Genomic DNA, 15,061 nt, shown 5'->3' with positions numbered 1-15,061 from the left:
CGTGTGAAGCGGTGGTCCCGGGGCGGGAGACCCCGCCCCGGGACCGGCGCTGTGGTTCGCGGTCGCGGACCTTCGGCTATTTCGCAACAGCCCGTTGAAGGAGACGAGGGATACATTCGCTCGGAAACGGGTGAGCGGGGGAGGGGGAGGCGGGGGAGGGGAGGGAACCGTCAGGCGCCGGTGAACTTCGGCGCCCGCTTCTCGGCGAAGGCGCGGGGGCCTTCCTTCGCGTCCGCGCTCTTGAACACCGCGGCGCCGAGTTCGGCGTCGATGCGGAACGCCTCCTCTTCGTGCATGCCCTCGGTGTCGCGGATCGTCTTGAGGATCGCCTGGACGGCGAGGGGGCCGTTGGCCGCGATGGTGTCGGCGATCTCGAGGGCCTTGTCGAGCGCTTGACCGTCCGGGACGACGTGACCGATCAGTCCGATCTCCTTCGCCTCGGCTGCCTTCAGGTGGCGGCCGGTGAGGAGGATGTCCGCGGCGATCGTGTAGGGGATCTGCCGGACCAGGCGGACCGCGGAACCGCCGAGCGGGAACAGTCCCCACTTCGCCTCGGACACACCGAATTTGGCGCTCTCACCGGCGACGCGGATGTCGGTGCCCTGCAGGATCTCGGTGCCGCCGGCGATCGCGGGGCCCTCGACGGCGGCGATGAGCGGTTTGGTGAGGCGACGGCCCTTGAGCAGGGCGGGCAGCTTCGACAGGTCCCAGCCGCCGCCGGCGAACTTGTCGCCCGGTGCCGACTTGTTCATGTCCTTGAGATCGGCGCCCGCGCAGAACGCGCCGCCCGCGCCGGTGAGGATCGCGACCCGGATCTCGGGATCGTTGTCGACGCGGTCCCACGCCTCGGTCATGATCGCCATCATTTCGCCCGACAGGGCGTTGCGGGCCTCGGGTCGGTTCATCGTCACGATGAGCACATGGCCGCGCTGCTCGACGAGGCAGTGCGGCGCACGATCCGAAATGTCCGAAGTTTCGGGTGTGCCGGAGGGCGCGGTAGTGGACACTGACAACTCCTGAGGTGTTGTGAACTGGATCTCATTCAGGTCTTGTCAGAAACGGTAACACGTTCTACTTTGATGGCGTGGCCCTAAACATCGCAGACCTCGTAGAGCACGCAATCGACCTCGTCCCCGACCGCATCGCGCTCTCGGCGGACGGTCGCGAGATCAGCTACGCGCAACTGGAGGAACGAGCCAACCGGCTCGGCCACTACCTGCTCGAACACGGCGTCCAGCCGGGCGACAAGGTGGGCATCTACTCGCGCAACACCATCGAGGCCATCGAGGCCATGGTCGCGGTGTTCAAGATCCGCGCAGTGATGGTCAACGTCAACTACCGGTACGTCGAGAACGAGTTGCAGTACATCTTCGACAACTCGGACATGGTGGCCCTGGTGTACGAGCGCCGCTACGCCGACAAGGTCGCCAACGTGCTGCCGTCCGTCCCGCAGCTGAAGACCCTGATCGTGGTCGAGGACGGCACCGATCTCGACCACTCTGCCACCGGCGCAGTCGAATACGAGACCGCGCTCGCCCAGGGTTCGGCCGAGCGCGACTTCGGTGAGCGCAGCCCCGACGACCTGTACATGCTCTACACCGGCGGCACCACCGGCGCCCCGAAGGGCGTCATGTGGCGGCACGAGGACGTGTGGCGCGTGCTCGGCGGCGGCATCAACTTCGCCACCGGCGAATACGTCCAGGACGAGTGGGATCTCGCGAAGCAGGGCGCCGAGACCGCCCCCCTCGTTCGTCTGCCGATCCCGCCGATGATCCACGGCGGCGCGCAGTGGGCCACACTGCAGGCGCTCTTCGGCGGCGGCAAGGTCGTTCTGCTCGCCGAATTCAGCGGCCACGGCGTGTGGCAGACCATCGACGAGCACAAGGTCAATCTCATCTTCATCACGGGCGACGCGATGGCGCAGCCGATGCTCGATGCCTTCGCCGAAGGAAACCCGGAAACCGGGCAGCCCTACGACGTTTCCACCCTGTTCTTCATCGGATCGAGCGCGGCGCTGTTCTCCCCGGCGCTCAAGGACAAGTTCCTCGACCTGCTGCCGAACCGGGTGATTTCCGATTCCATCGGCTCGTCCGAAACCGGCTTCGGCGGAATCGGATTCGTCACGAAGGGGCAGTCGCACGTGGGCGCGCCCACGGTGAAGATCGACGCGTCCACTGCGGTGCTCGACGAGGACGGCAACCCGGTCGAGCCGGGCTCGGGCAAGATCGGCCTGATCGCCCGTAGCGGTCACATCCCGATCGGTTACTACAAGGACGAGGCCAAGACGAAGGCCACCTTCCGTGAGATCAACGGCGTCCTTTACTCGATCCCCGGCGACTACGCACAGGTCGAGGCGGACGGCAGCGTCACGATGCTCGGCCGCGGCTCGGTCTCCATCAACAGCGGCGGCGAGAAGATCTACCCCGAGGAGGTCGAGGCCGCGCTCAAGTCCCACCCCGACGTGTTCGACGCCCTCGTGGTCGGCGTTCCCGACGAGCGGTGGGGGCAGCGCGTCGCCGCGGTCGTCGCGACCCGCGACGGCGAGCGTCCGTCCGCCAACTCGCTCGCCGACGCGTGCCGCACCCTGATCGCCGGGTACAAGGTGCCGCGCAGCGTCTGGTTCGTCGACGAGATCAAGCGGTCCCCGGCCGGCAAGCCCGACTACCGCTGGGCGCACGAACAGACCGAATCCCGTCCCGCGGACGACGATTACACCAACGGCTCCGCCGCCAAGGCCGGATAGAAGGGACGGCGGATGCAGACCGACCTCAGCAGGAAGTTCGGAATCGACTACCCGATCTTCGGGTTCACCCCGTCCGAGCACGTGGCAGCGGCCATCAGCCGGGCCGGTGGACTCGGTGTCCTGGGATGCGTGCGATTCAACGATCCGGACGAGCTCGACGCGACGCTCACCTGGATGGACGAGAACACCGACGGCAAGCCGTACGGCGTGGACATCGTGATGCCGGCGAAGGTGCCCACCGAGGGCACCGCCGTCGACCTCGACAAGCTCATCCCCGCGGAGCACCGCGCGTTCGTCGACCGCACCCTCACCGAACTGGGAGTCCCGCCGCTCGGGGACGACGCCGAACACGCCACGGGTGTGCTGGGCTGGCTGCACTCGGTGGCGCGTTCGCACGTGGACGTCGCGCTCGCGCATCGTCCGGCGCTGATCGCCAACGCACTCGGTTCCCCGCCGAAGGACGTCATCGACCTCGCGCACGAACACGGCGTGCCGGTGGCCGCGCTCGCCGGTGCCGTCGACCACGCGAGGCGGCACGTCGAGAACGGTGTCGACATCGTCATCGCGCAGGGTTACGAGGCGGGCGGTCACACCGGTGAGATCGCCTCGATGGTGCTGTGGCCGGAAATCGTCGATGCGATCGGTGATTCCGCATCGGTGCTGGCCGCCGGCGGCATCGGCTCCGGCCGTCAGGTCGCGGCGGCACTGGCGCTGGGCGCGTCCGGGGTGTGGATGGGCTCGTACTGGCTGACCACCTCCGAGTACAAGCTCGGCGGAGCGGACAAGGGCCCCACCGCGGTTCAGCGGGCACTGCTCGCCGCGACCTCTGCGGACACCGTTCGCTCGCGGATCTACTCGGGCAAGCCCGCCCGGCTGCTCAAGACCAAGTGGACCGATGCGTGGGCGAAGCCGGATGCACCGGCACCGCTGCCGATGCCGCTGCAGAACATCCTCGTCAGCGAGGCGCACCAGCGGATCTCGGCGGGCAGCGACCCCGAGGTCGTCGCGATGCCCGCGGGACAGATCGTCGGACGCATGAACGAGATCCGGCCGGTGGCCGAGATCATGGCCGAGTTGGTGGCGGAATACGACAAGACCGTCGACCGCCTCGACGCGGCCCGCTAGACCCGGGGGAGGGTGCAGTGCCCGGGACGGTGAATCCGTCCCGGGCACTGATAATTTCCGATGCCGGCGATCAGGTTCGGGGGAGCACTTCGACGACGCCGTGCGCCCCCTTCTCGGCGTCGGTCATCGCGTGCGTGACGAACGGATAGCGACCCGGCTCCGGGAACTCCAGTTCGACGAATCCACCTTGCGCCGGGAACAATCCGAGGGTCTGGGCTCCGCCGGTGCCGGGCCGGAGCCGATACTCGCCCTCGGCCCACACCGTGTCGAACTGCCCACCGACCACGTGGAACGACGTGCCGCGGTCGGGACCGGCGGGCAGCACCCAGATGCGGACGCGTTCGCCGGTGCGGGCCTGCAGCGGAGCGTGATCGTACTGATTCGCATACCCGTTGAACACCACCAGATCCGGTGTTCCGGCAGCGACCTTCGCGGCGTCCACCTCGCCGCCCGGTGCACCGAGATACAACTCGGATTGCACGAGAACGAATTCGCGATCCACCGCAGGCAGATCCGGCGGATCGATGATCACCGCACCGAACATGCCGTTGGCGATGTGCACCGACATCGGCATCGACGAGCAGTGGTACAGCCACATTCCGGCGCGGGTCGCGGTGAACCGGTACGTCAGCGACTCGCCCGGCGCGATCGTGCGCATCGGACCGTCCGGGGCGAGCGCACCGGCGTGGAAGTCGATCGAATGCCCGATCGTCCCGTCGTTGACGAGCGTGATCTCGAAGACGTCACCGATCCGGCCGCGCAGAGTCGGACCGGGTGCGGTGCCGCCGAACGTCCACAGCTTCTGCGTGATTCCCGGAGCCACCTCGCGCTCCACCTCCGAGACCGCCAGCGTCATCCGGTGATCGGGCCGGGCCGCCGGTGCGGTCGCGTCGTGCGGGACGAAGCCGGGTCCGGGGTCGATCGTGAGGCTGCGCGAGACGTCCACGGTGTCCGCGGTCGCGGCCTCGTGTCCGTCGTGCGACACCGGTGCGGCGCCGTCGGCGCGGACCTGCAACGTCATCCCCATCTGACGGTGGCCGGCGACCGAGCACCAGCCGTCGACGGTGCCGCCGATCACCCCGGCATCGAGGACGGCGGACTCCCCGGGAGCGATCCGGCCCGTGCGTCTGCCGTTGGCGAGCACCAGATCGTGCCGATCCTCACCGGAATTGACGAACTCGATCACCAGACGGTCACCCGCCGGGACGTCGAGCACGGCCGGCACGAACCGCATGCCCTCGACGCGCACCTGGACCTCGGTGGTGTGCCCGGTCTCCGCGACCGCCACCGTGTCGATACTCGAAATACCCACGGCCGCCGGGTCGGCCGCGACACCACCGACCGCGGCGAACACCACCACAGCGACCCCTGCGGCCGCGATGCCGAGACGCCGCGCCGCGGGCACCGGTTCGCGCACCCCGGGTGCGGACGGCACGCCCCGCATACGACGGGCCGCCAGCACCGCGCGCACGACCAGCGGCAGGAACGACGCGAACGCCACCAGCACCAGCATCGAGCACACCACGCGGACGAGACTCGGTACCGGCAGCACACACAGCACCAGGCCCACGTTCGCGACCGACAACCGCCAGGGGGCACCGCGTTCGAGTTCGGCCATCGCGGCCTGCACCGCGGCCCGGCCCCCGATGACCACGGGAATCAGGTAGGTGAGGGCGCCGAGCAGCACCTGCGCGACGAACCCCGCGAGCAGCGCCGCGGTCACCGCACCCGCGACCTCGGTGGCCTCGAACGGGGTCGCCGCGGTCGCCAGGCCTATCGCCAGGTACAGCAGGACACCGAACAGCCACAGCACACCGGCCAGCACCGACAGCGTCGCGAAGTCGCCGGGATGCTTGCGCCGGATCTCGTCGAGGTGCGGCTCCAGCACGTAGCCCGCGGCGACCAGATAGCCCAGGACACCGGCGGCCGTGACGACGGGCAGCCCCGCGACCGCACCGGCGACCCCGACGGCGAGCGCGGCCAGCAGCACCGGCAGACCGCGACGCGCGGCGTCCTCGACGCGCTGCGCCATGCGGGTGCGCAGCATCGTCGGCCACAGGGTGACGAGGGTGCCGAGCACGGTGAGGCCCACCCAGCCCAGGACGTTGATGCCCGCGTGCGCGAGGACCAGCCGTTCGTGTACTTCGCCGGGCAGTCGCGAATCGGCCATCGCCACACCGATTCCCGCGCCGACCGGCAGCATCGCGGCGGCGGCGACGTAGTAGCGCACGGTGTGCCCGAACCGGGACGGCAACGCCGACCGCAGGCGGCGCAGCAGCGTCGTGCCGTGCCACAGCGCCACGATCGCCACGACGCATCCGCCGACCAGCACGGCCGGCCACCATCCGGAGATCATCCCGGCGACCACGGCGACCGCACCGGCATTGAACACCAGCAGGCGCGCGGTCTCGGCCCGCCGGGACCCGGTCGGCCGCCGCAGCAGCGCGTCGGTGAAATGACCGCTCCAGATCAGGATCGCGTTGCTCACCGCACCGAGACCGAGCACGTGCACGAGCAGCCAGCCGGACTGCGGAATCCAGCGGTGCCCGACGGACACGACGACCAGCGCCGCGAGCCACGCGACGACGACCGATCCGGCACGTAGGTGCCAGCTCCCGCGCTCGTTCATGCCGGAACCTCCTGACGTGCGGGCCGCAGCGCGGAGCCGGCGGCGACCACGACGAACGCGAGGATCGCGACGATGCCGAGCACACCGCCGACCGTGACCGCCCACTCGACGCCGCGCACGTCACCGACCGCGACACGCAGCAGCAACGACAGGTGCAGCAGTGCCACCGGTCCGTACATGAGCGGGGTGTACGGCAGCGGGCGCCGCACCACAGCCGGAAGGATCACCGGGGCGTGCGCCATGATCATCGAGATCACGAACCCGAGCATCACCGAGTGGACGACGGCGTCGTAGCCGGGACCGGAGGGGACGGCGCCGACGAGAAGCCAGGTCAGCGCCGGGACCGCCAGCCAGGCGTATCCGGCGAGCAGGCACACGGCCATGTACCGGGCCAGGCCGGTGGCGCGGACGGTGCGGCGCGCGACGTCGAAGCGCACCAGCCAGGCGACGAGGGCGAGCAGCGCGGCGCCGAGCAGTGGATAGCCCGCCGCCGGCCACAGCAGTGTGCCGACGGTGCCCGCCACGATCGCGCCCGCGATCGCGACCAGCAGGGGTTCGGCGGGGGTCCCCAGCGTCGCGACCCGGGCCAGTTCCAGGCGCTCTCCGGCGATGGTGAGGATCAGGAACGTGCACAGCCACGGGAGCAGTTCGGGGACCGGGACGTGCGCGAGCCACAGCAGTGCGGCTCCGGCCGCGAGGACACCGCCCCCGGCCTGGACGAGGACCGCGGGGTCCGCGGCCCGCCGCCACAGCGGCACGTAGATCGCGACGAGCGCTACGGTCCCCCCGAGCAGCAGCAGTCCCGAAATCTGCTGTGGTGCAGGGGACGCCATCACGATTCCGCCGGCACCGAGCAGCAGCGGAGCGAGATATCCAGCGCGGCGGCCCAGCGCGACCGCGCGTTCGAGCGCGACGACCGTCCCGACGAACCCCAGCACCAGCAGAATTCCGTGGATCTCGGGCAGGCGTGCGGTGTCGACCGGGGCGGGAAGGCCGAGCAGCAACAGTGCGGCGTCGAGGCCGACGAGCAGTGCCAGCCCGCCCGGAACCAGCAGCAGCGCGCGGCGCGGAACGGGATTCATCGCGACGTCCCTTCGTCGGCCGCCCGCTCGTCGGCCGCTGCGGGACCCGGGAACGCCGGATCGGGTAGGAACAGCCGGCATGCCCCGGGCTCGGCGAACGGGAGCAGGTCCAATCCCGGTCCGGTCGCGGCACGCAACTCCTCGAGCACGCCTTCGACGATGCCCAGGTGGACCTGGCACACCACGCTGGGGTAGCGGCGCGCGGCGTCGAGCAGGGGGCACTGCCGCAGTGCGATGCCGCCTGCGTGGCCTGCGTCGTGCGGGTCGAACCCGAGCCGGGCGAGCAGATCGAGCACCGCTCGGTGCGGATCGGCCGCGTCGCAACCGGATTCGCGCGCGAGCTCGTGACCCCAGTCGCGTCCGGCGGCGCGGGCGTCGGCTTCCGGATCGAGGCTGGTGCGCGCGATGTGTCCGGCGAGGGCGGTGGCGAGTCCCGCGTACTCGCGGCTCGCACTCGTCGGGTCGGCGGCCGGGGTCGGCCGGTACAGCTTGGCGGGCCGGCCGCGTCCGTGGGCGGGTTCGGTGGTGGTTTCCACGAGAGCGTCCGCGACGAGCGCGTCGAGGTGTTCGCGCACCGTGTTGGGGTGCAGACCGAGGCGTTCGGCGATGTCGTTGATCCGGGTGGGGCCGTGGGCGCGGACGTCGTCGAGGACGGTGATCCGCTGCGGCGACAGCGCCGGGAGCGACGCCGTCGCGGGCGTCGGTCGGGGGCCGAGAAGGAGATCACTATTTTCCACGGAAATAACTGTAGTAAATTGACGGGTGATCGGCCACCTGCAAAAGGAGAGTGGAAATGACCACCGACAACGTCGTCGTCGCGGCCACTGCGGAGGATGCGCACGCCGTCGACGCCATCAGGAACCATCACGCCGAGATCGCCGGGAGAATCGCGTATCTGACCGATGCGCTGCTCGACGCGGCCGAAAAGAACACAGGCTTCGAGGTCGCGCGGCGCGCCGTCGTCGACTACCTCACCGGCACCCTGTTGCCGCACGCGATCGCCGAGGAGCAGGCTCTCTACCCGGCCGCGGCCCGCCGCGTCGACGCGAAGCTGCTCGTCGAGTCCATGATCGCCGTGCACCGGCGTATCGCGGCGCTCGTCGACAGCATCGAACGCGAGGCGTCCCCGACACGCGCCGCGGCCGCCGCGTATGCGCTGCGCACCATGTTCGATGCGCACCTCGTCGACGAGAACGATCGGATCCTGCCGGTGGTCGCCGCGGACCCGGACGTCTCGCTCGCCGGTGCCGTCGAGGGCATGCACGACCTGCTCGGCGCCCACGACGACCAGGCGTCCGAACAGGGGTGCGGGGGTCACACCTGCACGTGCGGGGAGAAGGACGAACCCGATCCGGTGCTCGACGTGCGCGAGATTCCGCACGCGATCCGGCACGCGACGGTGTTCGGTGCGTTCGACGCGGTCCCCGCCGGCGGCGCACTCGTCCTGGTCGCCCCGCACGACCCGCTTCCGCTGCTGCATCAGCTCGCCGAGCGAACCGGCGGCCGATTGGCTGTCGACTACGAGGAACGCGGACCCGAGGCGTGGCGGTTGCGGCTCACCCGCGCGTGACCGTCACCGGGCGGTGAGGACGGCGAGCAGTTCCTGGATCTCGTCGATGGTCGGGGTGGCGAGGCTGTCCCGGCCGTAGACGAATCCGATGCCCGCGTACACGAGTGTTCCGGCGCGCACGCGGGCGGCGCGCTCGTCGAAACCGAGTTCACGGAAGGCATTTTCGACCACGGCCATGATCCGCTGATCGAGTGCGCGCACGGACTCGGCGACCTTCGGGTCGGTGCGGGCCCACTCCCGCACCGCCACCTCCGCCGCCCAGGCCCGATCGTCGACGAGCATCGTGCCCATCCGCGCCAATCGCTCACGGACGGGCAGCTCTTCGAGGCTGGTCAGCCCTCGGGCGGCGTCGTTCTCCTGCGAGGCGTAGCGGGTGGCGATCGCCTTCATCAGTTGATCGATGTCGTCGAAGTGCCAGTAGAAGCTGCCCTTGGTGACGCCGAGTTCCTTGCAGAGCCGGGAGATCTTCACCGCCGCACGGCCTTCGGTGACGAGAAGCCGCAGTCCGGCCTCGGTCCAATCCTCGAGCGAGAGCCGTTTCCGTCGCTCTGCCGGACGTCCGGTCTCCGACGGCTGGCGCATCACGTCAACCACTCCTTCGTCTGTCTTCGACCGCGTCGAGCCTACACGCCGCCGTGCTCGACCGCGTCGAGGGCGAGAGCGCGTGCGAGAGGATCGCGCGGCAACGCGAAGTGTCCGGCGCAGTTGCCGGGGTCGCGTTCCTGCAGCGTGACGACGGTCGTGCCCGGCATCGACGCACCGGTGGCGGGGACGACGAACCCGTCGCACGTCGAGACGATGTCCGTGTACCGGACACCGTCGGTGACCGGCCCGCGAGCGTAAAGGTCGCGCAACAGGTCGGATCCGTGAATCACCTCGCGGCAGCCCGCACAGACCGGATCGATCACCGGCTTCTCGAGGCTCAGCACCAGGTCGTATGTCCCGATTCGGCGGCTGACTTCCTCGGCGGCGGCGAGTCCACCGATCTCGGTGCCGTCCCAGATCGGGCCGAGCGTCGTCAGCGACCGTACCGACCGCGATCCGTGATCCTGCAGATAACGCTGGACGACGAGACCGCCGACGCCGTGGGCGACGACGTCCACGGTGCCGGCGCCTGCGAGGGCGGCGGCGAGGTCGCGCGCACCGGCATCCACTCCGCGCAGTCCCGCGAACGGCACGGGAACGTGGGCGGGTTCGGGTGCGCCCCAGGTGATCGCCAGGATGCACCGGCCGGCGGTCCCGAGATCGGCGGCCAGTTCGTCCCAGGCACCGGCATCGGATGCGATGTCGTGGACCAGTACGACCGGCGGCGTTGTCGGCTCGGCACACGGGTCTGCTGCCGGGGTCGCGGTGGCCGCGGCGGGGGCGCACAGGCCGGCCGCCGCGGCCAGGATCCATGCCCGGGCGAAAAGTCGTCGCACAGTTCTCCTTCGAGCGTCACCGGGGGAGCGGCGCGACCTCATTGTGCCTGGTCGCAGCGATCTTGACTGAACCATACCCTATGGTACTGTGTGGCTCGGATCACGACCGGCCGCCTTTCCCATTCGTCCGCGCAGGGCTCGTCATGGAAGCATCTCGATGCGAAAACTCAGTCGCAGAACACTTCTCACGGGAATCGCCGTGGGGGCAGGAGTCGGGGCGACCGGACTTCTCACCGGTCGTGCGACCGCCGACGGCCCCGACATCGGCCGGCCCCTGCTGTTCCGTTCCCCGACCCTCGCACCGTTCGTCGACGAACTGCCGGTGCTCGAGCAGGTCGGTGGATCGACGATCGAGATCGACGCCGTCAGCTCCACCCACAGCTTCCACCGCGACCTCCCGCCCGGCGCGACCCTCGCCTACGGCGACGGCTATCTCGGTCCGGTCATCACCGCGCACCGCGGCCAGCCCACCGAGGTCCGGTACCGAAACCGGTTGAGTGCCCATCCTTTCGCTCCCGACTTCGACACCACGCTGCACGGGCTGAGCGAACGCGACCGCGTCGAGATCCCGACCTCGCTGCACCTGCACGGCGGGGTCACCCCGCCCGCGTCCGACGGTCACCCGGAGCTGGTCTCGAGACCCGGTCAGGGCATGACCTACCGCTTCCCGAACCGGCAGGAAGCCGGGATGCTGTGGTACCACGACCACGCGATGGCGGTCACCCGGCTCAACGTCTATGCCGGGCTCGCCGGCATCTACCAGCTGCGCGACGAGTTCGACACGGGCGAGCCCGGAAACCCGCTCGGCCTGCCCTCCGGCGAGTTCGACCTGCCGCTGGTGCTGCAGGAGAAGATCGTCGACAGCGACGGTTCGCAGTCCATCCGTTCCACCCCGATCGTGCCGCAGGGTCGTTGGGAGGGCGGCGCCGTCGGAGACGTCGGCGTCGTCAACGGCAAGATCTGGCCCGAGGCTCGCGTCGCGCGGGGTCTCTACCGGCTGCGCCTGCTCAACGCCGCCTCGTTCAGTGTGTGGGACCTGAGTTTCTCCAACGGCATGGTGTTCTGGGTCATCGGCATGGAAGGCGGACTGCTCGACGCACCCGCCGCGACCACCCGGATCCGGCTCTCGCCGGGCGAACGTGCCGACCTGCTCGTCGATTTCGGGTTGGTCGAAGCCGGTTCCACCGTCGAACTCCGCAACACCGAGGACGCCGCACCCCAGGCCGCGCAGATCGGCGCGGTGCGGATGCCGGTGTTCATGCGCTTCCGGGCGGAGGCGGTGCGCGGATTCACCGGTCCGGTTCCCGCGACCCTCCGTGGGGGAGCGGGGCAGCCCCACCCCGTGGGTCCGATCCCGCAACCGCAGGTCGTGCGGAACGTGTCGTTGAGCCAGCCTTCGGACGTGCGCCTGCCTCCGTCGATCATGTCGCTCAACAACCTTCGCTTCCACAGCGACGACATCGAGATGCCACGGCAGGGCACCGTCGAGCAGTGGAACATCGTCAACGCCACCCCGGATCCGCATCCGGTGCACCTGCACCTGGTGACCTTCCGGGTCCTGGGGCGGCAGGCGATCAACACCCTTGCGATGTGCGCGCGTCAGCCGCAGCCGCCGCTCGGGATCAAGTGGACCCCGGACCCGGATCCGTTCGTCGTCGAACCGCTGCGCGGACCGCAACCGTGGGAGACCGGATTCAAGGACACGGTCATCTGCGACCCGAACTCGGTGACGCGGATCGTGGTTCGGTTCCCGACCGCCGAGGAACTCGGATTCGACCCCGATGCCACCTTCACCACCGACCTGGTCCGGACCATCGGCAACGGCGATCACGGCCACACCGATCCGGCTGCACACCGGGAGCATTCCGGCGCACACACACTGCAGGGCTACGTGTGGCACTGCCACATCCTCGACCACGAAGACCACGACATGATGCTGAAATACCGGACGGTGACATGACTTCCAGGACCGAGATCCGCGACCACTTCCAGCGCATCCCGTACGAACCGGCGAACGACGGCCGGGTCGAGATGCATTCGGGGCTGAGCCGCCACTATCCGACTCTGCACGCCAATCTGGTGGCGGAAGAAGGATATTCGACCGACGTGGGGGTGATCATGTGTCATCCCGCATCGAACTTCCTCAGCCATTTCCTGCTGAAGGCGATTGCCGAGCAAGGCATCCCCGCGATGGGCCTCAACACCCGCTACGCGTCGAACGAACCGGCGCTCATCATGGAGCGTGCCGCCTTCGACCTCGGCACCGGGGTGCGCTGGATGGCCGACGAACTCGGCTTCGAGAAGGTCGTGCTGCTCGGGTTCAGCGGCGGCGGCTCGCTCGCCTCCTTCTACCAGTCGCAGGCCGAGAACCCGACCGTCACCGAGACTCCCGCGGGTGATCCGGCGCCCTTCGCGTCGGCCGGATTGCGGCCCGCCGACGCTCTGATGCTGGTCGGGGCCCATCCCGGCCGGGCGCGGGTGCTGCGGCACTGGATCGACGGTGCCGTCGTCGACGAGGCCGATCCGTACCTCACCGACCCGGACCTCGACCTGTACGCGCGGACCGCGCCGCTCGACCCCGAGTGGGTGCAGAAGTACCGGGACGCGCAGTTGGCCCGCATGCGCCGCATCGACGCCTGGGCGCTCGACCAGCTCGCCGATCTGAACCGCACCGGCGCCTCCGACCGCGGCTTCGTGGTGCACCGCACCGTCGCCGACCCGCGCTTCGTCGACCTGACAATCGACCCCAGCGACCGCGAGCTCGGCAGCATGTACGGCGATCCGAAGGCCGCGAACACCGCCGCCGGCGGGCTCGCCCGGTTCGTGACCGTCCGCAGCTGGCTGAGCACGTGGAGTCCCGACCGCACCAACGCCGACGCGCTCGCCGACCTGCGGTCGGTGCACGCCCCGACGATGGTCATGAGCCTGCTCGGCGACCAGGCCGCGTTCGCCGAGGACTCGCGGCTCATGCACGCCGCGCTGCCCCGCGACGCCGAACTGATCGAGATGCGCGGCCTCAACCACTATCTGGTGGACCAGCCCGGCGGGCTGAACGACGTCGTCACCCGCCTCGCCGGCTGGATCCGCCGCACCGTCCTCGACGATCGGAACCAGGAGGTCCCGGCATGACCGGCACCATCGCGCGTGAGACACCCGACGAGATCGACCGCTGCCCGTCCGCGTTCCCGTACTGGGAATCCGTTGCGACCGAACGTGTCCAGCGGGTGCGGCGACTCGTGTTGAAACTCACCGGTTTCGACATCCTGCCGACCGACGAACAGGCCCGCGCCCTGTGCAACGACCTCTACAGCGGTGACCCCACCGCGGAACGATTCGTCGAGGAGGTCTACCACGGGGAGACCGGGCCGAAGCGGACGCGCGAGATGCTCGAGATCGCCCTCGTCGACGGCATCGACGCGGTGCCCGACGCACCCGAGTCGATGCGCGCGCTGTTCGAGGAGTTCGAAACCGTGCCCGACTGGGTGCAACCGGAACTCGTCGAGCAGGGCGCGGCGATCTGGCGACGCTGGGGCACCATGCTGTTCAGCTTCGCCGGCGCCGAAACCCTCGAGATCTACACCGAGGCCGCGGTCGCGACACCGCTGTCGTTGGCCGGTGGCTATGCCGGGGACAACGCGCTGCGCCGATTCCTCGAAACCTGCCGCTTCTGGATGGACGTGTCCGAACCCGGCGCGCTGCTGACCCCCGGATCGAAGGGCCGCGCCACCGCACTGAAGGTGCGCGTGATGCACGTGTCCGTCCGCTCCCGGGTGGCGAACCATCCCGAGTGGGACCAGTCGAAGTGGGGTCTGCCCATCAGCCAGACGTACATGATGCTCACCCTCATCGCCGGCAGCGTCACCCCCGGCCTGGCGCTGTGGGTGCTCGGGTACCAGACCACCCCGCGGGAGATCCGCGCGCTCATCCACTTCCAGAAGTACATGGGGTACCTGCTCGGGGTGCGACTGCGCTGGTATCCGGAAACCATCGGCGACAGCCTGCGGGCACTCGCGACCACCGTGGTGTCCCGCTCGCACGACTCCGGTAAGCACGGCAAGGAACTGATCGAGTCGTACCCGCAGGCGTTCGCGCCGCGCGACGGACACCGCGGTCTGACCCGCCTGCGCGAGGCCTACAACTTCCGCATCAACTCCGTGTACTCGGCGATCTACATGGCGCCCGGTACCCGCCGCAAGTACTCGATGCCGAAGGTGCTGCCGTGGTTGGTCATTCCGATCGCCCGGTTCCCGCTCATCACCGCGATGGAACTGGCCCGCCGCTTCGTCCCCGGCGTCGCCGAGGTGCACGAGAAGATCATGGTCGCCCACCGCGAGAACTGGTACCGGGCGCAGATGCAGGGACGCGAAGCACAATTCGACGCCAGCGGCGCACTGCGACGCTGACACCGCCCAGCGGCGCACTGCGACGCTGACACCGCCCAGCGGCGCACTGCGACGCTGACACCGCCCAGCGGCGCACTGCGACGCTGAC

The 15,061-nt window shown here is 69.5% G+C and carries 12 protein-coding genes; 6 read left to right on the top strand and 6 right to left on the bottom strand.

What is annotated here, in order from left to right; all coding sequences use genetic code 11:
* Positions 1-170: 170 nt before the first annotated feature.
* Positions 171-1,007 (bottom strand): crotonase/enoyl-CoA hydratase family protein, encoded by an 837-nt coding sequence (locus ACWDTS_RS21560; RefSeq protein WP_197251255.1) that lies wholly within the window; start codon positions 1,005-1,007, stop codon positions 171-173.
* 77 nt (positions 1,008-1,084) lie between these two features.
* Here ACWDTS_RS21560 and ACWDTS_RS21555 point away from each other — a divergent pair, with 77 nt between their 5' ends.
* A complete protein-coding gene (locus ACWDTS_RS21555) occupies positions 1,085-2,743 on the top strand; it encodes an acyl-CoA synthetase (protein ID WP_450119002.1) in 1,659 nt (552 codons plus the stop codon).
* 12 nt (positions 2,744-2,755) lie between these two features.
* Positions 2,756-3,868 (top strand): NAD(P)H-dependent flavin oxidoreductase, encoded by a 1,113-nt coding sequence (locus ACWDTS_RS21550; protein WP_248675296.1) that lies wholly within the window; start codon positions 2,756-2,758, stop codon positions 3,866-3,868.
* A gap of 70 nt (positions 3,869-3,938) precedes the next feature.
* Here ACWDTS_RS21550 and ACWDTS_RS21545 read toward each other — a convergent pair whose 3' ends face one another.
* The 3 genes from ACWDTS_RS21545 to ACWDTS_RS21535 are packed head-to-tail and all read right to left on the bottom strand — an operon-like array spanning position 3,939 to position 8,316.
* A complete protein-coding gene (locus tag ACWDTS_RS21545; RefSeq protein WP_197251257.1) occupies positions 3,939-6,497 on the bottom strand; it encodes a multicopper oxidase domain-containing protein in 2,559 nt (852 codons plus the stop codon).
* Positions 6,494-7,579 (bottom strand): hypothetical protein, encoded by a 1,086-nt coding sequence (locus tag ACWDTS_RS21540; protein ID WP_450119001.1) that lies wholly within the window; start codon positions 7,577-7,579, stop codon positions 6,494-6,496. Before ACWDTS_RS21540 ends, ACWDTS_RS21545 begins: the two co-directional genes overlap by 4 nt.
* Positions 7,576-8,316: a helix-turn-helix transcriptional regulator gene (locus ACWDTS_RS21535; protein WP_197251259.1), complete on the bottom strand. Its 741-nt coding sequence runs from the start codon at positions 8,314-8,316 to the stop codon at positions 7,576-7,578. The genes ACWDTS_RS21540 and ACWDTS_RS21535 overlap by 4 nt, the downstream gene beginning before the upstream one ends.
* A 56-nt stretch (positions 8,317-8,372) precedes the next feature.
* Between ACWDTS_RS21535 and ACWDTS_RS21530 the strand changes: the two genes are divergently transcribed.
* Complete coding sequence (locus ACWDTS_RS21530; RefSeq protein ID WP_197251260.1) at positions 8,373-9,149, top strand: DUF2249 domain-containing protein; 777 nt, start codon at positions 8,373-8,375, stop codon at positions 9,147-9,149.
* 3 nt (positions 9,150-9,152) lie between these two features.
* On the opposite strand, the gene ACWDTS_RS21525 is transcribed toward ACWDTS_RS21530, so the two are convergent.
* Positions 9,153-9,731 (bottom strand): TetR/AcrR family transcriptional regulator, encoded by a 579-nt coding sequence (locus tag ACWDTS_RS21525; protein WP_197251298.1) that lies wholly within the window; start codon positions 9,729-9,731, stop codon positions 9,153-9,155.
* Between the two features lie 41 nt (positions 9,732-9,772).
* Positions 9,773-10,570: an esterase/lipase family protein gene (locus tag ACWDTS_RS21520; protein WP_450109795.1), complete on the bottom strand. Its 798-nt coding sequence runs from the start codon at positions 10,568-10,570 to the stop codon at positions 9,773-9,775.
* Between the two features lie 157 nt (positions 10,571-10,727).
* Between ACWDTS_RS21520 and ACWDTS_RS21515 the strand changes: the two genes are divergently transcribed.
* The 3 genes from ACWDTS_RS21515 to ACWDTS_RS21505 are packed head-to-tail and all read left to right on the top strand — an operon-like array spanning position 10,728 to position 14,973.
* On the top strand, positions 10,728-12,530 hold the full coding sequence (locus ACWDTS_RS21515) for a multicopper oxidase family protein (protein ID WP_450119000.1): 1,803 nt from the start codon (positions 10,728-10,730) through the stop codon (positions 12,528-12,530).
* Positions 12,527-13,699 (top strand): alpha/beta fold hydrolase, encoded by a 1,173-nt coding sequence (locus ACWDTS_RS21510; protein WP_450118999.1) that lies wholly within the window; start codon positions 12,527-12,529, stop codon positions 13,697-13,699. The genes ACWDTS_RS21515 and ACWDTS_RS21510 overlap by 4 nt, the downstream gene beginning before the upstream one ends.
* Complete coding sequence (locus ACWDTS_RS21505) at positions 13,696-14,973, top strand: oxygenase MpaB family protein (RefSeq protein ID WP_450118998.1); 1,278 nt, start codon at positions 13,696-13,698, stop codon at positions 14,971-14,973. Before ACWDTS_RS21510 ends, ACWDTS_RS21505 begins: the two co-directional genes overlap by 4 nt.
* Positions 14,974-15,061: the final 88 nt, after the last annotated feature.

This window comes from Rhodococcus sp. NPDC003383, assembly GCF_053589115.1.
The sequence above is the reverse complement of the archived record's forward strand: the minus strand, read 5'-3'. Positions and strand labels throughout refer to the sequence as shown.